The following is a 24,186-nucleotide window of genomic DNA, read 5'->3' as shown; positions in this document are numbered from 1 at the left end:
GGCCTGGACCCGGTCCTTACGGGATGCGCCGTCGCCCGGTGTGGTCACGCCGTCGCCGAGCGGCGGCGAAATCTTTCCGCCGGGCGCAGCAGCAGCGAGAGCAGCGCGGCGGAGACGATCGCGGCACCGCAGAGGATCACCGGGTAGTACCCGGAGCCCAGCGCGGTGTGGGTGAGGAAGGCTCCGAACAGCCCTCCCGCGACGCCGGTCGACAGGACCAGGCTGCGCGCGGGCAGGCGGTGCGGCAGGCGGCGCGAGGCGGCCCAGGACAGGGCCAGACCGAGCACAGCGGCGCCGAGCGCTTCCAAGAACATGGTGGGGGTCCCTCCCGCACGGGCCGTGCAAATCGGTCGTAGCCGGTCTACCCGTGAGGTGCGGAACGCAACCCTCCCCTGTGGCCGATCTGTGCTCCGACCGTGGCTCCGGGAGGGAGCCGCCCAGGGTGCGGGGGCGGGATCCAGGCCGTCGTGCCGGACGGGTTTTGGCGGGTGCGCGGAGGGGCCCGGTGACAGCGTCACCGGGCCCCTCCGCGTGGCTGACTACAGCGCGCTGAATCCCACCTTGCGCTGCGTGGGCTCACCGAGCTCCACGTAGGCGAGGCGGTCGGCCGGAACCAGGACCTTGCGCCCGTGGTCGTCCACGAGGCTCAGCAGCTGCGACTTGCCGGCCAGCGCCTCGGACACCGCGCGCTCGACCTCTTCCGGGGTCTGACCGCTCTCCAGAACGATCTCGCGGGGCGCGTGCTGCACGCCGATCTTGACCTCCACGGCTTTGTCCCTCCGACGGTCAGTCATGTGCGCGTTCATCCGCGCCGTACGCAGCACACATTAGCCCGGTGAGGGGACGTACACGTTCCGCCCGAGAACGCCAGGAGCGAACAGCGGGCGGGAACAAAGTGGCGGTCAGCGGTGGTCAGCGGTGGTCGGTGGTGTGCAGGGGGAAGCCCGCGATGCCCCGCCACGCCAGCGAGGTCAGCAGCTGGACCGCCTGGTCGCGCGGCACGCTGCGGTCGCTGTGCAGCCAGGAACGGGCCACCACCTGGGCCAGACCGCCCAGACCGGAGGCGAGGAGCATCGATTCGGCGCGCGAGAGACCGGTGTCCTCGGCGATGACGTCGCAGATGGCCTCCGCGCACTCGTGCGTGACCTTGTCCACGCGCTCGCGGACCGCCGGCTCGTTCGTCAGGTCGGACTCGAACACCAGTCGGAATGCGCCGCCGTCGTCCTCGACGTACGCGAAGTACGCGTCCATGGTGGCGCGGACGCGCAGCGAGTTGTCCGTGGTGGACGCGAGCGCCGTCCGTACCGCCTGCAGCAGGGACTCGCAGTGCTGGTCCAGCAGGGCGAGATACAGGTCCAGCTTGCCCGGGAAGTGCTGGTAGAGGACCGGCTTGCTGACGCCCGCGCGCTCGGCGATGTCGTCCATGGCGGCCGAGTGATACCCCTGAGCAACGAACACTTCCTGGGCGGCGCCGAGGAGCTGGTTGCGTCGGGCACGGCGCGGCAGGCGAGTGCCCCGCGGGCGCGCCGCCTCTGTCTGCTCGATGGCTGTCACGCCGCCTCCCAAAATTGTCCACTTGCGGTGTGCGCCGCGCCGCCATCGTACTTTTCGGTAACCCTGGTGTGCGCGGTGAGGGCGCAGAATTTCACGGACCGGACGCGGGCGATAACGGCACAGAGCATGTTCAACGCGGGCAGGGCGGGCGTCCTGGTGCCCGGACCGCCCCGGTCGCCCGGTCGGCCACGGCCGTTCGCGCGACCGGTCCGTCCTGTCCTCCGCCGGGTCCGCGCGGCCCGGTCTAGCGGTACTCGTCCTCGTTGAGCTCCACGACTCTGGCCTGCTCGGCGAGGTCGGCCTCGTTGGCGTTGAGGGGGTCGCCCGCGGCCCGCAGGCCGTCGTCCTGCGGTGTCAGGTCCGCGTGCTGTTCGGCGGCGTCGGCCTCCGGGGCCTCCGGGTCGAGGTCCGGGCTCTCGTCAACTGCGGTGAAGGTCTCGGGGTCCGTGGGGTCGACTGTCATGGTTCCTCTTCCCGAGTGGTGCGAGTGCGCTCCTGTGTGTCTGCGAGTGCCCTCGTCTGAAGCCTAGGAGACACCCGATCCAGACGCTATGCGATTCGCGCACCATCTGTGACGGCGAACACATGAACCACCGCGTGATCGTCTCGTAACATTGCCGCATGTCTTCGACCGAGCTGCCCTCCGTGCTGGCCGCCACCGTCACGCCGAGGGTCGGGACCGTCCGGGTCGCGGAGGGGGAACGGCTGAGATCGGTCGGTCTGCCCGGGATCACGCTGACCGTGCGTTCCCGGCCACCCGCCCGCGAGGGGCTGCCACCGGCGCTGTACGTGCACGGGCTGGGCGGTTCCTCGCAGAACTGGTCGGCCCTGATGGTGCTGCTCGACGGGCTCGTCGACAGCGAGGCCATCGACCTGCCGGGCTTCGGGGACTCGCCGCCACCGGACGACGGGGACTACGGCGTCACCGGGCACGCGCGCGCGGTCATCCGCTACCTGGACGCCGCCGAGCGTGGTCCTGTGCACCTGTTCGGCAACTCGCTGGGCGGTGCCGTCGCCACCCGGGTCGCGGCCGTGCGGCCCGACCTCGTGCGGACGCTCACGCTCGTTTCCCCCGCGCTCCCGGAGATCCGCGTGCAGCGCACCGCGTGGCCGACCGCACTGCTCGCGGTGCCCGGGGTGGCGGGGCTGTTCACCCGCCTCACCAAGGACTGGAACGCCGAACAGCGCGTCCGCGGGGTCACGGCGCTCTGTTACGGGGATCCCGGCAAGGTGTCGCCCGAGGGCTTCCGTGACGCGGTCGAGGAGATGGAGCGGCGGCTCGCGCTGCCCTACTTCTGGGACGCCATGACGCGCTCGGCGCGCGGGATCGTGAACGCGTACACGCTGGGCGGCCAGCACGGACTGTGGCGGCAGGCGGAGCGGGTGCTCGCGCCCACGCTGCTCGTCTACGGCGGCCGTGACCAGCTGGTCGGCTACCGCATGGCACGGCGCGCCGCGCGCGCCTTCCGTGACGGCCGGCTGCTGTCCCTGCCGGACGCGGGGCATGTCGCGATGATGGAGTACCCGGAGACGGTGGCCATGGCCTTCCGTGAACTCCTCGGGGAATACGCCGAGTCGGCCTCGTCGGCCGTCACCGGTGCGGGGAGCTGAGGCGGGGCGTGGGACGTCACAGTCGCCGGGGGCGGGCGGAGAAGAGCGACACGGGGGAGAAGCCGGCGGCGTCGGCACCCGGTGCGGTGCCGCGTGCGGCGCAGAGGCCGGCAGGCGCGCCGCGGGAGACCCCGCGCGGTGCCCTGGGCCCCCGGCCGCCGCGCCCTCCGGCGGGCGGGACACCGGCCGCGGGGGCGCCCCGCGGGACGGACGGGACCCCGGCGCACGGGGTGCCGCGCTTCCAGGACCGCTTCCAGGACGGGACCCCGGCCCAGGGCATTCCCCGGCAGTCCGACGGGACACCGGCCCATGGGGTGCCGCGTCTCCCCGACGGGACGCCCGCACACGGCATCCCGCGGGCGGCCGACGGGACGCCCGCGCGCGGTGTCCCGCGGATGGCGGGGGGCCCTGCGGCCCGGGGGCAGGGCCAGGCGCGTGGCGGCCACCCCGAGCAGCGGGAGACCGGGGGCGGCTGGGGCGAGTTCAGGGGCGGTCCGCCGAGCGGAGCCGCGTACGGCGGCCCCGGGACGACACCCCGGGCCGCGCCCGCCGGCCAGTCCGGGCCCGCGGTGCCGGGCGGACCTCGCGTGCCCGGCCAACGCCAGGAGACCGGCACGGCGCCAGGGACCGGGACAGGGGCCGGGTTCGGGTCCGGGTCCGGGCATGGGCCTCGGCAGGCCTACGTGGACGCCTTCGACGAGGGCGGCACCGGGGACGTCGACCTCTTCGCGCCCCGGCGGACCACCGCGCTCCGCAGCGCCCCCCACGGCCCCGCCACCGGCTGGGACACCCCCGTCACCGACTGGGATCCGCAGGTCGTCGAGGAGTCGGCGCCGCAGCCCGAGGAGGAGGGCAGGTCCAAGGGCGGCAAGGGAAGGACGTTCACCGGCATCGCCGCGGCCGCCGTCACCACCGTGCTCGCCGTCGTGGTCGCCGGACAGGTGGCCACGGGACGCGACGGCGGCGGCACCCACACGCAGGCCGCCGCCGGTGCGGGCCGGGGCGCCCTCGACCCCGCCTCACGCGGCGACGGCCGGGCCACCGCGTCCGCCACACCGGGCGTGCTGCCCGTGAAGGCACTGACGTACGACGAGAAGATGGGGGTGACGTACCCGCTCGGCCCCAAGCTCAAGGCGTCGGGCAGGTTCGACACCGTCGCCGGGTTCGACAAGGCCCCCGGCACGGGCCGGAAGTACACCTATCGAGTGGATGTGGAACAGGGTCTGGGACTTGACGGTGTGCTCTTCGCGCAGGCCGTGCAGAAGACCCTGAACGACCGCAGGAGCTGGGCCCACAACCGCGCCCGCACCTTCGAGCGGATCTCCTCCGGCAGGCCCGACTTCGTGATCACGCTGGCCAGTCCGGGCACCACCGCCGACTGGTGCGCCAAGTCCGGCCTGGACACGACCGAGGACAACGTGTCCTGCGACTCGGCCTCCACCGAACGCGTCATGATCAACGCGTACCGCTGGGCCCAGGGCTCCAGGACGTACGGCGCCGCGATCCACCCCTACCGGCAGATGCTCATCAACCACGAGGTCGGGCACCGGCTCGGGTACGGGCACGTCAGCTGCGAGAAGGACGGCGCGCTCGCTCCGGTCATGCAGCAGCAGACCAAGTTCCTCGACCATGACGGGATTCACTGCCTGGCCAACCCCTGGCCTTATCCGGGCAGTTGACCCAAAGAAGACAGGAGTCACGTCCGTCACGGACTGGACCACGTTGACATGCTCCGAAAGTTCGTTCATATTTCTGCGCATGTGGTCCAGTCCTGCCGTCCGTCGCGCCGCCATCGAGCTGGCGCTGATCGGCGTGACCGCGCTCTGCGTGGCCGACATCCACTGTCGCTGACGTCCGCCCCCGGCGTGCTCGTCGCGATTCCGTTTCCTCCGTGACCGTAATGGTCCGTGACCTTTCGGCGACCTGACGCCGGGGCAGACGTCTGTTCACTTTCGTCTCACTCCTCGTCAATCTGTCTCATCATTCGAGAGGTCGTCTTCCGATGCGTCAACCGTCCGTGAACAGAGCCCGCGTGGCCACCGTTTCGCTTGCCCTGGTCGTGGCAGCGGGCGCCGCCGCCTGCGGGCCCAAGGACAACGATGCCAAGGGCGCCGGTGGCGACTCCAAGCCGCGGAAGGGGGGCACGCTCACCGTCCTCAACGCCAACCCGCAGGAGGACTTCGACCCGGCACGCCTCTACACCTCCGGCGGCGGCAACGTCCCCTCCCTCGTCTTCCGCACGCTCACCACACGCAACCGCGAGAACGGGGCCGCCGGTGCCAAGGTCGTCCCCGACCTCGCCACCGACACCGGCCGCCCGAACAAGGACGCGACCGTGTGGACGTACACCCTGAAGAAGGGCCTCAAGTACGAGGACGGCACGCCGATCACCTCCGCCGACATCAAGTACGGCATCGAGCGCTCCTTCGCGGCCGAACTCTCCGGCGGCGCGCCCTACCTGAGGGACTGGCTGATCGGCGGCGCCGACTACCAGGGCCCCTACAAGGACAAGAAGGGCCTCGACTCGATCGAGACCCCGGACGACCTGACCCTCGTCTTCCATCTCAACAAGCCCGAGGGCGAGTTCCCCTACCTCGCCACCCAGACGCAGTTCACGCCCGTCCCGAAGGCCAAGGACAACGGCACCAAGTACGAGGAGCACCCGATCTCCTCGGGCCCCTACAAGGTCGTCAAGAACGAGAACGACGGCGAGCGGCTGATCCTGGAGCGCAACACGCACTGGTCCGCGTCGACCGACGACGAACGCAAGGCCTACCCCGACAGGATCGACGTACGGTCCGGCCTGGACTCGTCCGTCATCAACCAGCGGCTGTCGTCCTCCCAGGGCGCGGACGCCGCCGCCGTCACCACCGACACCAACCTCGGCCCGGCCGAACTCGCCAAGGTCACCGGCGACAAGGAACTCGCCTCGCGCGTCGGCACCGGACACTTCGGCTACACCAACTACATCGCCTTCAACCCGAAGGTGAAGCCGTTCGACGACCCGAAGGTACGACAGGCGATCTCGTACGCCATCGACCGCACATCGGTGATCAACGCGGCCGGCGGCTCCTCCCTCGCCGAGGCGGCCACCACCTACCTGCCGAACCAGAAGTCCTTCGGCTACACGCCCTACGACCACTTCCCGGCGGGCGCGTCCGGCAACCCGGCCAAGGCCAAGGAGCTCCTGAAGGAAGCCGGCCACCAGAACGGCCTCACCGTCACCCTCACGCACTCCAACGACAAGGACTTCGAGACCAGTCCGGAGATCGCCACCGCCATCCAGGACGCCCTGAAGAAGGCCGGCATCACCGTCAAGCTCCAGGGCCTCGAGTCCAACGACTACAAGGACAAGATCCACGGCGCCAAGTCCGAGCCCGGCTTCTTCCTCGCCCACTGGGGTGCCGACTGGCCCTCCGGCGGCCCCTTCCTCGCCCCGATCTTCGACGGCCGCCAGATCGTCAAGGACGGCGCCAACTTCAACACCGGCTTCCTCGACGACAAGGCCGTCAACGACGAGGTCGACGCGATCAACAAGCTGACCGACCTCGACGAGGCCGCGCAGCGCTGGGGCGCGCTCGACAAGAAGATCGGCGAACAGGCCCTGACCGTGCCGCTGTTCCACCCGGTGTACAAGCGCCTCTACGGCAAGGCCGTCAAGGACATCGTGATCAGCGACTGGACCGGCGTGCTGGACATCTCCCAGGTCGCGGTGAAGTAGCACCATGAGCGAGGCAATCGTCGCCTCCCAGGCCCCCGGGACGGACATGTCCGTCCCGGGGGCCTCCGGGGCCCGTCAGTTCTGGCGGCGGCTGCGCACCCAGCGCGCCGCCCTCGTCGCCGCGGCCGTCGTCGCGCTGCTCCTCCTGGTCGCACTCGCCGCACCGCTGTTCACGGCGATCGAGGGCCAGGACCCGACCACCTACCACCCCTCGCTCGTCGACTCCGCGCGCGGCGGCGTACCGCTCGGATCACTCGGCGGTGTCAGCGGCGACCACTGGCTCGGCGTCGAACCGCAGACGGGCCGCGATCTCTTCGCCCGCCTCGTCTACGGGGCCCGGGTCTCCCTCGGTGTCGCGTTCGCGGCCACCCTCGTGCAGGTCCTCATCGGCGTCGTCGTCGGTGTCGCGGCCGGCCTCGGCAACCGATGGGTCGACCAACTGCTGAGCCGCGTCACCGACATCATCATCGCGATGCCCCTCATGATCATGTCCCTCGCGCTGCTCGCGATCGTGCCCAGCGGCTTCCCGCGTCCCGTCCTGGTCGCCCTCATCATCGGCCTGGTGGCCTGGGGCTCGACCGCGAAGATCGTGCGCGCCCACACCCTGACCCTCAAGGAGCTCGACCACGTCGCGGCGGCCCGGCTCAGCGGCTGGGGCCCCTGGCGCGTCGCCCGCCGCGAACTCCTGCCCGCGCTGGCAGCGCCCGTCATCACGTACGCCGCCCTCCTCGTCCCCCTGAACATCACCGTCGAGGCGGCGCTCAGCTTCCTCGGCGTCGGCGTGAAACCGCCGACCCCCTCGTGGGGCCAGATGCTGACCGCGGCCGACGTCTGGTACCAGGCGGCGCCGCAGTACCTGCTGCTGCCGGCGGGCTCGCTGTTCCTCACCGTGCTCTCGCTGACCGTCCTCGGCGACGGCGTGCGCACGGCCCTCGACCCGCGCGCCGCCTCGCGGCTGCGCATCGGCACGGGACGCAAGCGGGAGGCCAGGGCATGAGCAACCTGCCCGGGGCCGGCGGATTCACCGGATTCGCCGTACGGCGCCTGGTCGGCGCCGTCGTCACCCTGCTCGCGATCTCCGTGATCATCTACCTCGTCTTCTACGTCGCTCCCGGCGACGTCGCCCAGATCACCTGCGGCCCGCGCTGCTCACCCGCCCAGGTGCACCAGGTCTCCGAGCAGTTGAAGCTCGGCGACCCGCTGTACCTGCGCTACTGGCACTTCCTGCAGGGCATCGTCGTCGGACACGACTACTCGACGGGCACCTCCGTCCAGCACTGCGGCGCCCCCTGCCTCGGCCTCTCGTACCAGAGCGATCAGCAGGTCACCCAGCTGATCTGGACGAAACTGCCGGTCACCCTCTCGCTCGTGCTCGGCGCGATGGTGCTGTGGCTGGTCCTCGGCGTCGGCACCGGCGTGCTCTCCGCGTGGCGCCGCGGCCGGATCACCGAGCGCGTGCTGACCGGCATCACCCTCGCCGGCACCGCCACACCCGTCTTCGTCATCGGCCTGGTGCTGATGATCGTCGTCTGCGGACAGCTGCAGTGGCTGCCCTTCCCGCAGTACGTTCCCTTCACCGAGGACCCCGAGCAGTGGGCGTGGAACCTGCTGCTCCCCTGGCTGGCGTTCGCCCTGATCGAGGCCGCCAAGTACGCCCGGCTGACCCGCGCCTCGATGCTGGAGACGCTCGCCGAGGACCATGTCCGCACCTTCCGCGCCTACGGCGTGGGGGAACGCTCGATCATCGGCAGGCACGCCCTGCGCGGTGCGATCGCGCCGGTCATCGCGCTGAACGCCAACGACGTCGGCTCGGCGATCGGCGGCGCCGTGCTCACCGAGACGATGTTCGGACTGCCCGGACTCGGACGTGAACTCGTCCACGCGGTGCAGGTCGTCGACCTGCCGGTGGTCGTCGGGATGGTGCTGGTCACCGGTTTCTTCGTGGTCCTGGCCAACGCCGTCGCGGACGTCCTGTACGCGATGGCCGACCGACGGGTGGTGCTGACGTGAGTCTCGTGAAGACCGACGAATCCCTGGACGGCGGGCCGCACGACACCGACGACACGCTCGTGGACGTCCGCGACCTCGTCGTCGGGTTCGGGGACCTGCGTGCCGTCGACGGGCTCTCCTTCACCCTCAAGAAGGGCGCCGCGCTCGGACTGGTCGGCGAGTCCGGCTCCGGCAAGTCCACCGTGGCGTCCGCGCTGCTGGCGCTGCACCGGGGCACCGGAGCGCGCGTCGGCGGTGCGGTGCGGGTGGCCGGCGTGGACGTACAGGCCGCCTCCGACGACGAACTGCGGCGGCTGCGGGGCGGGAAGGCCGCGATGGTCTTCCAGGATCCGTTGTCGTCCCTCGACCCTTACTACGCGGTCGGCGACCAGATCGCCGAGGTGTACCGGGTCCACGTCAAGGCGTCCCGGCGCGCCGCACGCGCACGTGCCGTCGAGGTGCTCGACCGTGTCGGCATCGCGGACGCCGCCCGGCGCGCGCGCTCGCGCCCGCACGAGTTCAGCGGCGGCATGCGGCAGCGCGCACTGATCGCGATGGCGCTGGCCTGCGCGCCGGACCTGCTGATCGCCGACGAGCCGACCACGGCCCTCGACGTGACCGTCCAGGCCCAGATCCTCGACCTGCTGCACACCCTGCGGGAGGAGACCGGGATGGGGCTGCTGCTGGTCACCCACGACGTGGGTGTGGCCGCCGAGAGCGTCGACGACGTGCTCGTCATGCGGCACGGGAGGGCGGTCGAGCACGGGCCGGTCGCGGCGGTCCTCGGGGCGCCGCGAGAGGCGTACACGCGCGAGTTGCTGGGTGCCGTTCCGCGTGTGGACGTTCCGCGCGCAAAGGTTCCGGGTGCGGGCGTTTTGGGTGCGGGCGTACCGGGTGTGGACGCGCCGCGCGTTCGGGCCGGGGTGGCCGTGCCGGCTCCTGCCGAGAGGGGCGGGGGCGGGGCGGACGGTCGTGGTGCTTCGGACGGCGGTGCGTCGGGCGCCGGCGGGTCGGACGGCGGTGCGTCGGACGGCGGTGCGTCGGGCGCTGGTGGGTCGGACGACGGCGTGTCGATGGCGCGCGTGTCGGATGGTGGCGTGCCGGAGGACCGGGCGTCGGTCGCCGGTGCGGCGGTCGATGGCGCGTCCGGTGGTGCGTCCGATGGCGGGGCGGTCGGCGAGGTCGTGCTCGAAGCGGTGGACCTGCGGCGCGAATTCGGCCGCGGCAAGCGGCGGTTCACCGCCGTGGACGGGGTGTCGCTCACGGTCCGGCGCGGGGAGACGCTCGGCGTCGTAGGCGAGAGCGGCAGCGGCAAGACCACGCTGGGGCGGATGCTGGTCGGACTGCTGGAGCCGACCGCCGGGTCGGTCCGCTACGAGGGCCGGGCGCGGTCCGGCGTCCGTCCCACCGTCCAGATGGTCTTCCAGGATCCCGTCTCCTCCCTCAACCCCCGCCGCAGCGTGGGCGAGTCGATCGCCGACCCTCTCCGGGCCCGCGGCGAACGGGACGAGACGCGCATCCGGGGGCGCGTACGGGAGCTCCTGGAGCGCGTAGGGCTCGAAGCGGCGCACTACGACCGCTACCCGCACGAGTTCAGCGGTGGACAGCGCCAGCGGGTCGGCATCGCGCGGGCGCTCGCCGCCGACCCGCGCGTCATCGTCTGCGACGAACCGGTCTCCGCGCTCGACGTCACGACACAGGCCCAGGTGGTCGCCCTGCTCGCCGAACTGCAGCGCGAACTCGGTCTCGCGCTGGTCTTCGTGGCGCACGACCTGGCCGTGGTACGCCAGGTCAGCGACCGGGTCGCGGTGATGAGAGGCGGCCGGATCGTCGAACACGGCCTCGCCGACGAGGTGTACGGGTCCCCGCAGGACCCGTACACGAAGCAGCTGCTGGCCGCCGTACCGGCACTCGATCCGGAGGTCGCGGCGGAGCGGCGCAGGGCCCGCGGACAACTGGCCACCGTGTGACGGGGCGTCATCGCGTGATCCCCTAGCGCGACAGAACGCGACCTGCGCGGGAAAGTTACGCCCGTTCACCCCTTTTGGTGGCGCGATGGACAACCGTCCGTCGCGCCACCGCCATGTCCGCATACGTTCTTCCCGCTGCGAGCCGCCGGGTCAACGGCGGCTCCCCATATGGGAGATCGGGGGTGCACTCGTGCGCATCGGACTGCTTACGGAGGGTGGCTATCCGTATGTGAGCGGTGACGCCAAGCTCTGGTGCGACCGGCTCGTGCGCGGGCTCGGGCAGCACGAGTTCGACATCTACGCGCTCAGCCGCAGCCGACAGCAGGAGGACGAGGGCTGGGTCCAACTGCCGCCCCAGATCAACCGCGTACGGACGGCTCCGCTGTGGACGGCCGAGGACGACGGAGCGGTGTACGGGCGCAGGGTGCACGGCCGCCGGGTGCGACGACGGTACGCCGAGTGCTTCGGGGAGCTGGCGGCGGCCGTGTGCGCGGGCCCGGGAAGCCTGGACGGCCCTGGGGAGGCCGGCGCGTCCGGTGGGGCGGGGGTTGCCGGCGGCGCGGGGGCGGCCGGGGGCCTCGGTGCCGCGGGGGGAGCGGCCGTCGGGAGTGGGCCGGGCGTGGCGGGTGGACCGGGCGTGGCGGGTGGACCGGGCGTGGCGGGTCGACCGGGCGTGGCGGGTGGGCCGGGTGCCGGGGGTGCTGCGGGGGTTCTCGCGGGCTCGGGGGTTTCCTTCGGCCTTGAGGCGGACCGTTTCGCCACCGCGTTGTACGGGCTCGCGGAACTCGCCCGTGACGAGGGCGGCCTGGCCGGCGCACTGCGCTCCGAGGGCGCCGTACGCGCATGGGAACGCGCCTGCCGCGCGCCGGGCGCACTGCGCGCCGCGCGCACCGCCCGCGTGTCCGACCTGCTCGCCGTCGCCACCCACGTCGAGCGGTCGCTGCGCCCCCTCTCACTGGACTGGTACGCGGACGACGGGCTCGGCGCGGTCGACCTCTGCCACGCGGCCGCCGGCGGCTCGGCGGCCCTGCCCGGTCTGCTCGCCCGGCACTTCGCCTCGGTCCCGCTGCTCGTCACGGAGTACGGGGTGCCGTTGCGCGCGCACTATCTGGCCTCCGCCGCCACCGAGGAGCCGCCCGCCGTAAGGGCGTTGCTCGCCTCCTTCCACGGCCGGCTGGCCACCGAGGTCTACCGCCGGGCCGCGCTCATCACGCCCGGCAACACCCACGCCCGCCGCTGGCAGGAGCGCTGCGGCGCCGACCGCGCCAAACTGCGTACCGTCTACCCGGGCATGGAGGCGTCCCGCTTCGCGGAGGTGGGGGAGAGCGTCGAGGGAGCCGGCTGCACGGACCCGGACACGCTGGTCTGGGTCGGACGCGTCGAACCGTCGAAGGACCTCGTCTCCCTGCTGCACTCCTTCGCCGAGATCCGCAAGGAGGAGCCGAAGACCCGGCTGCGGATCATCGGAGCGCCCGTCGACGGGCCGGACGGCGCGCTCTATCTGGACCACTGCAAGGCGCTGGCCGCCCACCTCTTCCCCGACGAGGCCGAGGGCGTGCACGCCGTCGGCGACAACCCGGTGTCCTTCGAGGAGATCGGCGGTCCGGAGGCCCCGGGGCTCGCGGAGGCGTACGCGTCCGGTGCCCTGGTCGTCCTGTCCAGCGTTGTCGAGGGCTTCCCGATCAGCCTCGTCGAGGCCATGTTCTGCGGCCGCGCCACGGTGTCCACCGACGTCGGCGCGGTCGTCGAGGTCATCGGCGGTACGGGGTTGGTGGTGCCGCCACGCAATCCGCGGGCGCTCGCCGAGGCGTGCGTGGCGCTGCTGCGCGACCCAGCGCGGCGCGCACGCCTCGGCGCGGCGGCACGCGCGCGTGCCCTCGAACTCTTCACCGTCGAGCAGAACGTCGAGGCATTTCACGGCATTTACCTCGAGATCGTCTCGCACTCCCCGATCCGGCGGGTCGTCGTGGACGCCCTGGGTGAACCACTGCCGTTCGGCGTACCCGCGGAGGCCCACGTGCCCGGCCGCTGGACCGAGGCCCGCCCCATCGCCGCCGCTGGGCGGCAGCGCTGGGCGGCGGGGACCCCGGTACGCGCGACGGTTCCGCTGACCGCGGGGGAGAGCGCGTGATGAGCGAACCGGGCAGAACCGAAGGACGACTCGACGCGATGGACCGGCCCGCGACACCGAGGAGTGCCGGGGCCTGGGACGAACAGTCGGTGGAGCGGCTTCTGGGGGACGAGCAGTCCGGGGAGCGGCACGTGGGGGACGAGGAGTCCGTGGCGGAGGAATCCGTGGCAGACGTGGAGATGGACCCGCGCGCGCGGACGGCCGTGCCGAACGGGGGGACGGCCGTACCGAACGGGGGAACGGCCGTACCGAGCGGGGGGAGTCGGACGGGGAGTGCACCCGTGGCCGCACTTGGTCTCACGCCCGGCGGCGCGCCTCGCGGAGCCGAGGCCGGATCCGGGGCTGAGACGGGGGACGGGACAGGGGAAGGGACAGGGGAAGGGACAGGCCCAGCGGACGCGGGTACGAGCGCGGAGCCCGACACCTCGACCGTCGCGGGCGGCCTCCTCGGACACTCCCGCAGGCCGCCCGCCCGCCGGAACACCGTGGACCCGGTGAAGGCCCTGATGCACCGGCACCGCGCGCTCTGCGAACGCGCCGTCGACCCGCTGGAGATCGCGGCCGGCCTGGAGGCACACGGACTGACCGACCGGACCGCAACCCGCTTCCGCCACCGTGACGTGTTCTCCCTCGCCGAGGAGATGTACGCACGCCGGGCGCGCGAGGTGGAACCGGCCCCGCGGCCCGCCCCCGCGCAACGCTCCGGCGCACGCGCCGGCTGGGCCGTGCTCGCCCTGCTGCCGGGCGTCCTCTGCGCGGCCACCGTGACCGGACTGCGGTTCACCGAAGGGCGGGCCCACCTCGCCGTCGCCGCGACCGGCACCCTCGCCGTGGCGCTCGGCCTGCGCGCCGCCCTGCGCCGCGGGCCGCTCGGCACCGCTCACCGCACGACGAACGGCACCCGCGCGTGGACCTGCTGGCTGATCGCGTACGCCCTGTTCGGTGACGGGCTGCTGAGCGCCGCCCTCTCCGGTGGACCCGACGACCCCTGGCCGCCCGCCACGGCGCCCGTACTCGCCCTCGCCCTGTCCTGCGCCCCCGCCGCCTGGTGCGCCCACCTGTTCATGGCGGGCGCCCGCCGCCGACTGGCCGCCAGCCGGGGCCTGAAGGAGTTCGCGGTCTCCGTGAGGCCCCTGCTCCTGGGCGTGTTCGCCCTCTTCCTGGGTGCCCTCGGCGCCCTGCTCGCGCTGTGCGGGGCGGTCCTGGACGAGCCGCCCGCCTACGCCGGAGCGGGCGCCCTCGGCGCGCTGCTTCTCCTCGCACGCCTGCTCACGGCGCGCGGCTTCACCCACGCCCCCGCTGTCGTCCTCGGCGCCGCCGGCGCGGCCGAGGCGACCGCGACGGCCACGGTCTTCGCGGGCCGCCTGCCCGGCTGTGCGTTCCTGGACACGCCCGTCGAGACCGTCGCCTACGCCTGGGGACCCGGCGCCGTCCCGGCCCTGGTGTGCGGCGCGGGCGCCCTCATCCTCCTCATCCACGCGACCCGCACCCTGACCCGGGCCTCGGCCCACGCGGCACCCGACGGGACGCCATGAGCGCCGCCCCCGCCCCCGACCCGGGCCACGCACACGGCGTCTCCCCGGGCTCGATCCGGTCACCGCTCGGCACACCCCGGTGGACGCCGAGCCCGGTCCGGACGAGCCGAGCGTCGCCCGCACCGCGCCACGACCCGCGCACCCCGACCCGGCCCACGGTCCCCTCCACTGACGCGTCACCCCCGCGAGCCGCCGCGAGCGCCGCCCGAGGGCCCCGGCCCCACCGCCAGGCCCACCTCTCCCGCGGGGCCGACACCGCGGGCCTCCCTTCCGACCCACGGCACCACCCTGAAGGAGAACGCCAGATGATCACCTCCCGAACCGGAGAATCCGCCCCGGGAGCCGCCCGATGAGGGTCCTGCTGATCGGAGCCAACGGATACCTGGGCCGTTTCGTCGCCGACAGGCTGCTCGCCGACCCGGCCGTGCAACTCACCGCGCTCGGCCGGGGCGACGACGCCGACGTACGGTTCGACCTCGCCTCGGGCAGCCCCGGCGCACTCACCCGTTTCCTGGACGCGGTACACCCCGGGGTCGTCGTCAACTGCGCCGGTGCCACCCGCGGCGGCGCCCGTGAACTCACCCGGCACAACACCGTCGCCGTCGCCACCGTCTGCGAGGCGCTGCGGCGCAGCGGGTGCGGGGCGCGGCTCGTGCAGATCGGCTGCGGTGCCGAGTACGGGCCCAGCCAGCCCGGCTCGTCCACCGCCGAGGACGCCGTTCCGCGGCCCGGCGGCCCGTACGGCGTCAGCAAACTCGCGGCCACGGAACTGGTCCTGGGCTCCGGACTCGACGCCGTCGTCCTGCGCGTCTTCTCGCCCGCCGGGCCCGGGACGCCCGCCGGATCCCCGCTCGGCCGTCTCGCCGAGGCCATGCGGCGCGCCATGCAGTCCGGCGACGGCGAACTCAAACTCGGCGGACTCGGCGTCCAGCGCGACTTCATCGACGTCCGCGACGTCGCCCGTGCCGTTCACGCCGCCTCCCTCTCCGCCGCACAGGGCGTCATCAACATCGGCTCGGGCCGCGCCGTCCGCCTGCGTGACGCCGCCGCCGTCCTCGCCCGCGTGGCCGGCTACGGCGGCACACTGCACGAACTCGACGGCCCGCCCGGACCCATGAGGGCACCCATCGGGCACCCCCGCCCCGAACCCGACCACGCGGGCCCGGTCGCCTACCCCTACCCGGACGGCTGCGGCAGCTGGCAGCAGGCCGATGTGCGCACCGCGCGCGACCGCCTCGGCTGGCGGCCCCGGATCAACCTCGAGGAGTCCCTCGCCGACATCTGGATGGAGGCGGCATGCCGCATCTGACCAGCGCCACGGCGGGCACCGCGAGCACGGACCTGAGGACCGGCTTCGGCATCCCCGGCTATGCGCACCCCCTCGTCGCGCCGGGGGAGTGGGGCGCGCTCACCCGCCCCGGCACCCCCCTGCACTGGGTCGTCCTGAACGTGGCCGAAGGCCCCGGCATCCGCCCCGACCCGCACTGCCTGGAGGCCGTCGGCCGCCTGCGCCACGCCGGTGTGCGCGTGCTCGGGCACCTGGACGTCACGTACGGCGCACGCGCCGTCGGCGAGCTGATCTCCGACGCGCACCGGTATCTCGACTGGTACCGGGTCGGCGGCTTCCTCCTGCACCGCTGCCCCACCGAGCGGGCCGCGCTTCCCGAGGTCCGCCGGGCGGTCACCGGGCTCCGCGCCCTCCTCGACGACCCGCACATCGTGCTCGGCCATGGCACCCACCCCTACCCCGGCTACGCCGAGAACGCCGACCAGCTGGTGACGTTCTCCGGATCCTGGAGCGACTACCGCTGGTCGCAGGTCGCCGAGTGGACCGCCGACTACATGCCCGAGCGGTTCTGCCACTTCGTGCACGGCGTGCCGCGCGGTCATCTGGACGAGGCGTTGCGCATCGCCCGTTGGCAGGGCGCCTCGACCATCTACTTCACCGACCGCACGGACCGGGGCGGCCGCACCGATCCCTGGGAGACGATGCCCGGCTACTGGGACGAGATCGTCTCGCGGATCGGAACGGGTGTCTCGGAATGAAGAAGGGCGTGGCAGTGTTACGGGGAGAACAACTGTAGTGATTGACCGACCAACGGAGTCCCCGTGTCGCTGCCACCCCTGGTCGAGCCGGCTGCCGAGCTCACCGTAGACGAGGTCCGCAGGTACTCCCGCCACCTGATCATCCCCGATGTGGGCATGGACGGGCAGAAGCGGCTGAAGAACGCCAAGGTGCTGTGTGTCGGCGCCGGCGGCCTCGGGTCCCCGGCGCTGATGTACCTGGCCGCAGCCGGTGTGGGCACGCTCGGCATCGTGGAGTTCGACGAGGTCGACGAGTCGAACCTGCAGCGCCAGATCATCCACAGCCAGGCGGACATCGGCCGCTCCAAGGCCCAGTCGGCGCGCGACTCCGTACTGGGCATCAACCCGTACGTGAAGGTGGTCCTGCACGAAGAGCGGCTCGAGGCCGAGAACGTGATGGACATCTTCAGCCAGTACGACCTGATCGTCGACGGCACGGACAACTTCGCGACCCGCTACCTGGTCAACGACGCGTGCGTGCTCCTCGACAAGCCGTACGTGTGGGGCTCGATCTACCGCTTCGACGGCCAGGCGTCCGTCTTCTGGTCCGAGCACGGCCCGTGCTACCGCTGCCTCTACCCGGAGCCCCCGCCCCCCGGCATGGTCCCCTCCTGCGCCGAGGGCGGTGTCCTGGGCGTGCTGTGCGCGTCCATCGGCTCCATCCAGGTCAACGAGGCGATCAAGCTGCTCGCGGGCATCGGGGAGCCCCTGGTCGGGCGTCTGATGATCTACGACGCCCTGGAGATGCAGTACCGCCAGGTCAAGGTCCGCAAGGACCCGAACTGCGCGGTCTGCGGTGAGAACCCCACCGTCACCGAGCTCATCGACTACGAAGCCTTCTGCGGCGTCGTGTCCGAGGAGGCCCAGGAGGCGGCGGCCGGCTCCACGATCACTCCCAAGCAGCTCAAGGAGTGGATGGACGACGGCGAGAACATCGAGATCATCGACGTCCGCGAGATCAACGAGTACGAGATCGTCTCGATCCCCGGCGCCAAGCTGATCCCGAAGAACGAGTTCCTCATGGGCACCGCCCTGGAGACCCTCCCGCAGGACAAGAAGATCGTCCTGCACTGCAAGACGGGCGTCCGCAGCGCCGAGGTCCTCGCCGTCCTGAAGTCCGCGGGCTTCTCGGACGCGGTGCACGTCGGTGGTGGCGTGATCGGCTGGGTCAACCAGATCGAGCCGGACAAGCCGATCTACTGAGCGACGGGTGAGCCGGTCCGCTGTGCACCGGCTCGTCCCGCACTTCCGGCGGCGGGGGTCCCCCACACGACAGGTGTGGGGGACCCCCGCCGCCGTCATGAACAGACCTTGCCGTCCTTCGGTACCGTCCCGCTCAGCAGATAGCCGTTCACCGTGGAGTCGACGCACTCGCTGCCACTCCCGTACGCGCCATGGCCCTCGCCCTTCCAGGTGAGCTCGACCCCGACGCCCCTGCCCAGTTCGTCGGCCATCCTGCGGGCGCCCTCGTACGGCGTCGCGGGGTCCCCGGTGTTGCCCACGACCAGGACGGGCGCGGCTCCCGGGGCGCTGACCTCCGGGGTGTCGTACTGACCGGCGACCGGCCAGTCGTGGCACCAGCCCGCCGTGTCCCAGCCCATGAAGTCCCCGAAGACGGGCGAGATCTTCTCGAACTCGGGCAGCAGCTTCCTCGTCTCCTCGGGAGTCGGCCGCTGCTTGTCGTCCAAGCACGATATGAGCCGTTGCGAATGGGTCGTCGTGCCGTAGTGCCCCGCGGAGTCACGGTCGTTGTACCCGTCGGCCAGCTCCAGCAGTTCCGTCCCGTCGCCGTCCTCGGCCCTCTCGAGCGCGCTGGTCAGGCGCGGCCAGCCCGCCTTGCTGTACAGCGGCAGCACGATGCCGGTGAGGGCCAGGGTCTGGGTGAGCCGGCGCCCGCCGGTGGTCGGCAGCGGCTTGGCGTCGATGCGGTCCAGAAGGTCCACGATCTTTCGGGAGCCCTGTTCGGGTTCCTGACCGGTGGACTTGAGGTAGTCGTCCAGGGCGCGCTGGAACCCCAGGGTCTGGTTCTTGGCGTGGCCCACCGTGTCGGCGCTCGGGTCGACGACAGCGTCCAGCACCAGCCGCCCCACGTTCTTCGGGAACAAGTGGGCGTACACACCGCCGAGTTCGGTGCCGTAGGAGATGCCGAAGTAGTGCATCCTGCTGTCGCCGAGGACCTGGCGCATCAGGTCCATGTCGCGGGCGGTGTCGGTCGTCGAGACGTGCGACATCAGCTTTCCGGCGGCCTTCTCGCAGCCCTTGCCGAAGTCCGTGGCGTCCTTGAAGTAGGCGCTCTCCTCGGCGGCGTCGTCCGGGGTGGCGTCCACCGACTCGGCGGCCTGGATCGCCTTGTCACCGCGGCAGCGCACACCCTCGCTGGCGGCCACACCACGCGGGTCCCAGCTCACCAGGTCGTAGCGCTCGTGGAGCGGGCCGACGAGGCTCTCGTAGCCGGGCATCGTGGAGACGCCCGAGCCGCCGGGGCCACCGAAGTTGAACAGGAGTGAGCCGAGGCGCTTGCCCTGGCCGCCGGTCGCCTTCGAACGGATCAGGGCGAGGCCGATCGTCTCGCCGGCCGGCTTCGCGTAGTCGAGCGGCACCTTGAGCGTCGCGCACTGCCAGTCGCCCGAAGTGCTCTTGCAGCGGCCCCAGTCGGGCTTCTGCGAGGTGAGCGAGGCCGGCAGAGCCGAGGCCGCGCCGGACGACGGGGTGGTGGCCGACGGGGGATCGCTGTTCTTCCCCTCGTCCTTGCCGTTCCCGGACGAGCCGCCGCAGCCGGCCACCAGCAAAGCGGCCGCGACCAAGGCCGTCCACCGCGCGAAACGCGTCATGAGCTTCCCCCCTCACCCGTGTCCGCCGGATGCCGCGGATCACCTGCACGCCATACTAGGCGCCCGCGGCGAGCAGCCCCGGGCACCTGTGGATAACTGTTTGACCTGCACTTTTCTAGGTGCAGACGGTTCCGGCGGGGGGCACGGTTCCGTTCAGCAGATAGCCGTCCACCGCGTTGTGCACGCACTTGTTCCCGCTGTCGTACGCGCCGTGCCCCTGGCCCTTGTAGGTCAACTCGACGCCGACGCCCTTGCCCAACGCCTCCACCATCTTCTTCGCGCCCTCGTACGGCGTGGCCGGGTCACCGGTGTTGCCGACCACGAGGATCGGTGCCGCGCCTGCCGCGCCGACGTCCGGGTGGTCGGCGGCCCCCGGGACGGCCCAGTCGGTGCAACTGAGCATGCCCCAGGCCAGATAGTCGCCGAACAGGGGCGACGCGGCCCGGAACTCGGGAAGTCTCGCCTCGACGTCGGCGACGGTGTAACGCGGCTTCTCGTCCGCGCAGTTGATGGACACGTTCGCCGCGGCGATATTGCTGTACTGGCCGTCCTCGCTGCGCCCGTTCATCGAGTCCGACAGCACCATCAGCTCCTTGCCGTCACCGCTGTACGCCTGGTCGAGACCCTCCGTCAGGTACTCCCAGAAGTCCTTGGAGTACAGGGCCTGCGCGATGCCGTTGGTCGCGGCGGTCTGGGTCAGTTCACGCGGGAAGACACCGGGGATCGGCTTGCTCTCCAGGCCGGTGAGGAACTTGGCGATGCGGTTCTTGACGTCCTGCGGAGTGTCGCCGATCGGACAGGGATCCGCCTTCGAGGTGCAGTCCTCGGCGAAGTTGTCGAGCGCGAGCTGGAAACCCTTCGCCTGCCCCAGTGCGCCCTGTTCCGGGTCCTGCGTCGGGTCGACCACCCCGTCGAACACGGCGCGACCCACGTTCTTGGGGAACAAGTGGGCGTAGACACCGCCGAGTTCGGTGCCGTAGGAGATGCCGAAGTAGTGCAGCTTGTCGTCCCCGAGGACCTGCCGCATGAGATCCATGTCGCGGGCCGCGTCGGTGGTGCGCACGTGCGGGATGGTCCGGCCCGAGTTCTTCTCGCAGGCCGCGTTGAACGCCTTGGTGTTGTCCAGGAGCGACTTCCGCTGGGCGTCGTCGTCGGGAATGGCGTCCTGCTGGAAGTACGCGTCGAGCTGACTGTCGTCCTCGCACTTCACCCCGTCGCTGCGCCCGACCCCACGCGGATCGAAGCTCACCAGGTCGTAGCGGGTGCGCAGTTTCGCGTAGTCCCCGCCGAAGGCGGGCAGCGTGGTGACGCCCGAACCGCCGGGGCCGCCGAAGTTGAAGACGAGGGAGCCGATGCGTCTGCCCGGGTCGCCGCTCGCCCGCGCCCGGATCAGCGCGATGCCGATCGTGTCGCCCTTGGGGTCGGACCAGTCGAGGGGAGCCTTCATGGTGGCGCACTGCCACTGCGCACCGCCCGGCAGCGGAGAGGGGGCGCTGCCGCCACCCTCGGACTCGGAGGGGGCCGGGCAGTCCTTCCAGCTGAGCTTCTGGGCCGTCAGGTCCCCGTCCTTCGCTCCGTCGCCGCAGCCCGCCAGCACACAGGACAGCAGGACGGCGGTCATGGTGAGGGCAGCGGCGCGCGACTGGGACGGGTTCGGCATGTCTCCCATCCTGCGGTCGCGCCGGGCGGCGCGCTCGGGACGCGGGCCGTGCGGGTGAGGGCCCGGCGCGCCGTGCTCGAGGTGCTCGCGGTGCCGCGGGCCGGGGTGCGGCGCGCCGTACCGGTCACCGCCAGGATCGCGATCCTCGACGCGAGCCCCGTGATCCTGCCGAGGTGTGGCGCGCCGTGCCGGTTCCCTACAGGGCGCCCTTGCGCGTGAGGTGGTTGAAGAACAGCCACCCCGGCAGCACCGGCAGCCACAGCGTCAGCAGTCGGTACAGCAGCACCGCGGGAGCGGCGACCTCCTTGGGGAGGCCGACGGCGATCAGGCCGACCGTGAGCGTCGCCTCGACCGCGCCGACACCGCCGGGGGTGGGCGCCGCGGATCCGAGCGCGTTGCCCGCGAGGAAGACGACGGCCACGCTGGCCAGGCTGAGCGTGGTGGTCTCCTCATGGCCGAAGGCACGGATCGACGCGTCCAGGCACATCACGAAGCACGCGGTCAGCAACAGCATCCCGCCGATACCGGTGATCAGCTTCTGCGGACGCTGCAGCACGTCCAGCATCCGCGGCACGACCCCGGCGAACAGTGACCTGACCCGGGTGACGATGAACTTCCGCAGGAACGGCACCGACGTCACGACGAGGACCAGCACCGCGACCGTCAGCAGACCGGCGATGACCGTACGGGAGGGCGACAGGGACGGAGTCTTCTCCGTGCCGGTCAGATAGCCGAAGGACAGCAGCATCAGGATGTGACAGCCCAGCCCGAACAGCTGCGACGCGCCGACACTCGCCACCGCGAGCCCCGGCCGCACCCCGGCACGCTGCAGGAAGCGCGTGTTGAGCGCGACACCACCGACCGCCGCCGGCGCCACGATCTTCACGAACGAGCCGGCGACCTGCGCGGCCACGGTCCGCAGGAACGGCACCCGTTCGGGCACGAAGCCGAGCAGGCTCATCGCCGCCGCGAAGTAGCTCAGCGCCGAGAACAGCACGGCCGCCGCGACCCAGCCCCACTCGGCGCTCTCGAAGAGGGTCGCGAACTCGATGTGGGTGAGCTGCGTCAGCAGGAAGTACCCGCCGATGGCACCGGCGATGAAACTGATCAGCGTGCGCGGCTTGATCCGCTCCAGGCGGGCCGGCTCGACCGGCGCCTGCGGTCTGATCCGCAGCACCTGGTGACGGATCTGGGTGAGGAGGTCCTCCTCGCGTGCCTCGTCCAGCGCTTCGTCCAGCGCCCGTTTCTCGGCCCGCTGCTCCGCCCGTACGGCCTTCTTGCCGGGCTTCTCCGCCACGGTCTCGGCGTGCTGGGCCTGCTCCGCGCGCGCGAGCTTGTCCTGCCGTGAGGCCTCCAGGACCGCGTCGCGCTCGCGCTGGGCACGCTCCCGGGCCAATTTGCGCAGCGTCGCGCGCGTGGAGCGGGACAGTGCGATGGGCTGCAGCAGGGGCAGACAGTCGGCTACGGCGTCCGGCCCCAGCACACCGACCGCCGACGCCACCGTGCGCTCGGCGCCCACGCGCAGCCCCAGCGTGGTCAGCAGCTGGGCGATGTCCATGCGCAGCAGCAGATCACCGGCCGCGATCTCGCCACCGCGCAGATCGGTGAGGATCACCGTGCCGGAACGATCCACCAAAATCGCGTCACCCGCGAGCCTGCGGTGCGCGATGCGCCGTGACTGCAGTGCCTGCACCTGATGCCAGGTGTCACGCAGCAGGCCGTCGGTGATGAGCTCCCCGGGCAGCGAGTCCAGGGTCCGTCCGCCGGTGTGCTCGTAGACGAGCATCACGGCGTCCGGGCCGAGCTCGGAGGTCGCGATCAGCTTCGGCGCGTTGGCGCCGGCCGCGATGGCCGCGTACGCGAGGAGCGCCTCCTGCTCCAGGGCCTGCCGCAGCGACTGGAGGCTGCGACGGGTGGCGAGCCCGCGCAAGGTCAGATTGCGCCAGACCCGGTAGAAGAAGCCCTGCGCCTGCTGCTCCCGGTCGACCACCGTGACGTCCAGCGGCTGCCCGTCCTCCAGGGTGACGAAGTAGCGCCTGCCCCGGTCGCCGTTGTCGGACGTGTCCGGGGTCTCCTCGCGGGCCGCGCTGACGGGATGGAAACCGACGTGCCGCAGCCCCGCCATCAGTGTGCGGCCGGTCGGCCGGACGTTCGGCGACCCGACCGCGTACAGCGTCCCGTAGGCGATGGTCCAGCCGATCAGCACCGTCAGGATGATCGAGAACGGTGTCGTGTAGCCGGTGACCAGCATGGAGAAGGCGTCCAGGAGCAGCACCACCCACAGCACCGCGCGCCAGCGGGGTCTGCGGGACATGCCGACGGCCGTCATGTACGCGATGACCGGCGCCAGATAGCCGTGCACCGGGTCGGTGAGGGCGTGGATGTCACCCGGCGAGGGCTGGGTGAGGGCCTCCTGGATGGAGCCCGGAGCGGCCTTCGCGACCCACAGGTCGGTGGCGAGGGTCACCCCGTGCGCGAGGACCGCGGCGAGCACGCCGTCGGCGATGCGCAGCCCGTCCCGCTTGATCAGGCGCTCGATCGCGAAGGCGACCGGGACCAGCAGGATCGCGATGCTCGACGCGAGTCCCGCGATCTTGATCAGCAGATCGGGTGCCTGGCCGGTGCCCTTGTTGATGTCCTGTTCGAGTCCGGAGGTCGTCCCGTGTGCGAACGCCGCGATGGCGAGCAGCACGACGATCGCGAGGAAGCCGACCAGCAGCCGCATCAGGTCCGACGGACGGTGCACGCGCGCGGGCAGCAGCGGTTCGTCGCCCTCGACCTCGTCGTTGTGGACGCCGTCACCGCAGCCGTCGTCGCCCGTCGTCCGCCGATTCCCGGTGCCGTGCGCCTCAGGAGAGGGCTTCTGGTCCGCCTTCGAGGGGGAATCGGCCTTCGAACCGGGCTCGCCGCCCGTCGTACCGGAGCTCTCGTCGGCGGTCCCGGCGGCTTCCGGGCGCGACGAAGCGGCGGAGGTGCTCTCCGCGCCTTCGGGGTGCACGCCCTGCTGCCTCATGGTCTCTTCTTGATCTCGTATCACCAGTCACCGCCCGCACGATGGTGGCATGCCCCACCGACACACGGGGGCATCAGGGTGCAAAT

At 71.9% G+C, this 24,186-nt stretch carries 19 protein-coding genes; 12 read left to right on the top strand and 7 right to left on the bottom strand.

All coding sequences use genetic code 11. The features are described from left to right. Positions 1 to 44: 44 nt before the first annotated feature. The 4 genes from ACFVTC_RS14270 to ACFVTC_RS14255 form a co-directional block, all read right to left on the bottom strand. Entirely contained in the window at positions 45 to 314 is a 270-nt protein-coding gene (locus tag ACFVTC_RS14270; protein WP_390126864.1) for a hypothetical protein, read from the bottom strand. 225 nt (positions 315 to 539) lie between these two features. After that, complete coding sequence (locus ACFVTC_RS14265; protein ID WP_028801993.1) at positions 540 to 767, bottom strand: DUF3107 domain-containing protein; 228 nt, start codon at positions 765 to 767, stop codon at positions 540 to 542. A gap of 145 nt (positions 768 to 912) precedes the next feature. Continuing rightward, on the bottom strand, positions 913 to 1,554 hold the full coding sequence (locus tag ACFVTC_RS14260) for a TetR/AcrR family transcriptional regulator (RefSeq protein WP_168530103.1): 642 nt from the start codon (positions 1,552 to 1,554) through the stop codon (positions 913 to 915). Positions 1,555 to 1,798: 244 nt separating this feature from the next. Then, entirely contained in the window at positions 1,799 to 2,017 is a 219-nt protein-coding gene (locus ACFVTC_RS14255) for a hypothetical protein (RefSeq protein WP_390126862.1), read from the bottom strand. 158 nt (positions 2,018 to 2,175) lie between these two features. Here ACFVTC_RS14255 and ACFVTC_RS14250 point away from each other — a divergent pair, with 158 nt between their 5' ends. From ACFVTC_RS14250 to moeZ, 12 genes are all read left to right on the top strand, one after another. Next, positions 2,176 to 3,165, top strand: coding sequence for an alpha/beta fold hydrolase (locus ACFVTC_RS14250; RefSeq protein ID WP_390126861.1), 990 nt, complete (start codon positions 2,176 to 2,178; stop codon positions 3,163 to 3,165). Between the two features lie 8 nt (positions 3,166 to 3,173). After that, entirely contained in the window at positions 3,174 to 4,844 is a 1,671-nt protein-coding gene (locus ACFVTC_RS14245; protein ID WP_390126860.1) for a DUF3152 domain-containing protein, read from the top strand. Between the two features lie 79 nt (positions 4,845 to 4,923). Next, positions 4,924 to 5,016 carry an Ms4533A family Cys-rich leader peptide gene (locus ACFVTC_RS14240; RefSeq protein WP_315986905.1) on the top strand — a complete coding sequence of 31 codons (93 nt, stop codon included), beginning with the start codon at positions 4,924 to 4,926 and terminating at the stop codon, positions 5,014 to 5,016. Positions 5,017 to 5,167: 151 nt separating this feature from the next. Further along, positions 5,168 to 6,886, top strand: coding sequence for an ABC transporter substrate-binding protein (locus ACFVTC_RS14235; protein ID WP_390126859.1), 1,719 nt, complete (start codon positions 5,168 to 5,170; stop codon positions 6,884 to 6,886). A gap of 4 nt (positions 6,887 to 6,890) precedes the next feature. Next, complete coding sequence (locus ACFVTC_RS14230) at positions 6,891 to 7,883, top strand: ABC transporter permease (protein ID WP_390126858.1); 993 nt, start codon at positions 6,891 to 6,893, stop codon at positions 7,881 to 7,883. Next, the gene (locus tag ACFVTC_RS14225) at positions 7,880 to 8,896 is read left to right on the top strand and encodes an ABC transporter permease (protein WP_390126857.1); all 1,017 of its coding nucleotides are present in this window, start codon (positions 7,880 to 7,882) and stop codon (positions 8,894 to 8,896) included. The genes ACFVTC_RS14230 and ACFVTC_RS14225 overlap by 4 nt, the downstream gene beginning before the upstream one ends. A 5-nt stretch (positions 8,897 to 8,901) precedes the next feature. Then, on the top strand, positions 8,902 to 10,845 hold the full coding sequence (locus ACFVTC_RS14220; RefSeq protein ID WP_390127058.1) for a dipeptide ABC transporter ATP-binding protein: 1,944 nt from the start codon (positions 8,902 to 8,904) through the stop codon (positions 10,843 to 10,845). Positions 10,846 to 11,035: 190 nt separating this feature from the next. Then, positions 11,036 to 12,976 (top strand): DUF3492 domain-containing protein, encoded by a 1,941-nt coding sequence (locus ACFVTC_RS14215; protein WP_390126856.1) that lies wholly within the window; start codon positions 11,036 to 11,038, stop codon positions 12,974 to 12,976. A gap of 506 nt (positions 12,977 to 13,482) precedes the next feature. Next, positions 13,483 to 14,511, top strand: coding sequence for a hypothetical protein (locus tag ACFVTC_RS14210; RefSeq protein ID WP_390127057.1), 1,029 nt, complete (start codon positions 13,483 to 13,485; stop codon positions 14,509 to 14,511). 349 nt (positions 14,512 to 14,860) lie between these two features. Then, positions 14,861 to 15,820, top strand: coding sequence for an NAD-dependent epimerase/dehydratase family protein (locus ACFVTC_RS14205; protein WP_390126855.1), 960 nt, complete (start codon positions 14,861 to 14,863; stop codon positions 15,818 to 15,820). Further along, positions 15,808 to 16,557: a spherulation-specific family 4 protein gene (locus ACFVTC_RS14200; RefSeq protein WP_390126854.1), complete on the top strand. Its 750-nt coding sequence runs from the start codon at positions 15,808 to 15,810 to the stop codon at positions 16,555 to 16,557. The genes ACFVTC_RS14205 and ACFVTC_RS14200 overlap by 13 nt, the downstream gene beginning before the upstream one ends. 63 nt (positions 16,558 to 16,620) lie before the next feature. Then, entirely contained in the window at positions 16,621 to 17,799 is a 1,179-nt protein-coding gene (gene moeZ, locus ACFVTC_RS14195; protein WP_390126853.1) for an adenylyltransferase/sulfurtransferase MoeZ, read from the top strand. 95 nt (positions 17,800 to 17,894) lie between these two features. Here the strand turns inward: moeZ and ACFVTC_RS14190 are convergent, their stop codons facing one another. The 3 genes from ACFVTC_RS14190 to ACFVTC_RS14180 form a co-directional block, all read right to left on the bottom strand. Further along, positions 17,895 to 19,427, bottom strand: a complete 1,533-nt coding sequence (locus ACFVTC_RS14190) for an alpha/beta hydrolase (RefSeq protein WP_390126852.1) — start codon at positions 19,425 to 19,427, stop codon at positions 17,895 to 17,897. A 115-nt stretch (positions 19,428 to 19,542) separates the two neighbouring features. Then, the gene (locus ACFVTC_RS14185) at positions 19,543 to 21,087 is read right to left on the bottom strand and encodes an alpha/beta hydrolase (RefSeq protein ID WP_390126851.1); all 1,545 of its coding nucleotides are present in this window, start codon (positions 21,085 to 21,087) and stop codon (positions 19,543 to 19,545) included. Between the two features lie 196 nt (positions 21,088 to 21,283). Then, entirely contained in the window at positions 21,284 to 24,100 is a 2,817-nt protein-coding gene (locus ACFVTC_RS14180; RefSeq protein WP_390126850.1) for a lysylphosphatidylglycerol synthase domain-containing protein, read from the bottom strand. Between the last annotated feature and the right edge of the window lie 86 nt (positions 24,101 to 24,186).

This window comes from Streptomyces sp. NPDC057950 (genome assembly GCF_042887295.1).
Lineage (GTDB): Bacteria > Actinomycetota > Actinomycetes > Streptomycetales > Streptomycetaceae > Streptomyces > Streptomyces kaempferi.
The sequence above is the reverse complement of the archived record's forward strand: the minus strand, read 5'-3'. Positions and strand labels throughout refer to the sequence as shown.

Coding starts and splice junctions, on each gene's coding strand:
- ACFVTC_RS14270 (WP_390126864.1), bottom strand. CDS start 314: ATGTTCTTGGAAGCGCTCGGCGCCGCTGTGCTCGGTCTGGCCCTGTCC.
- ACFVTC_RS14255 (WP_390126862.1), bottom strand. CDS start 2,017: ATGACAGTCGACCCCACGGACCCCGAGACCTTCACCGCAGTTGACGAG.
- ACFVTC_RS14250 (WP_390126861.1), top strand. CDS start 2,176: ATGTCTTCGACCGAGCTGCCCTCCGTGCTGGCCGCCACCGTCACGCCG.
- ACFVTC_RS14240 (WP_315986905.1), top strand. CDS start 4,924: ATGTGGTCCAGTCCTGCCGTCCGTCGCGCCGCCATCGAGCTGGCGCTG.
- ACFVTC_RS14235 (WP_390126859.1), top strand. CDS start 5,168: ATGCGTCAACCGTCCGTGAACAGAGCCCGCGTGGCCACCGTTTCGCTT.
- ACFVTC_RS14230 (WP_390126858.1), top strand. CDS start 6,891: ATGAGCGAGGCAATCGTCGCCTCCCAGGCCCCCGGGACGGACATGTCC.
- ACFVTC_RS14225 (WP_390126857.1), top strand. CDS start 7,880: ATGAGCAACCTGCCCGGGGCCGGCGGATTCACCGGATTCGCCGTACGG.
- ACFVTC_RS14210 (WP_390127057.1), top strand. CDS start 13,483: ATGCACCGGCACCGCGCGCTCTGCGAACGCGCCGTCGACCCGCTGGAG.
- ACFVTC_RS14205 (WP_390126855.1), top strand. CDS start 14,861: ATGAGGGTCCTGCTGATCGGAGCCAACGGATACCTGGGCCGTTTCGTC.
- ACFVTC_RS14200 (WP_390126854.1), top strand. CDS start 15,808: ATGCCGCATCTGACCAGCGCCACGGCGGGCACCGCGAGCACGGACCTG.
- ACFVTC_RS14190 (WP_390126852.1), bottom strand. CDS start 19,427: ATGACGCGTTTCGCGCGGTGGACGGCCTTGGTCGCGGCCGCTTTGCTG.
- ACFVTC_RS14185 (WP_390126851.1), bottom strand. CDS start 21,087: ATGCCGAACCCGTCCCAGTCGCGCGCCGCTGCCCTCACCATGACCGCC.
- ACFVTC_RS14180 (WP_390126850.1), bottom strand. CDS start 24,100: ATGAGGCAGCAGGGCGTGCACCCCGAAGGCGCGGAGAGCACCTCCGCC.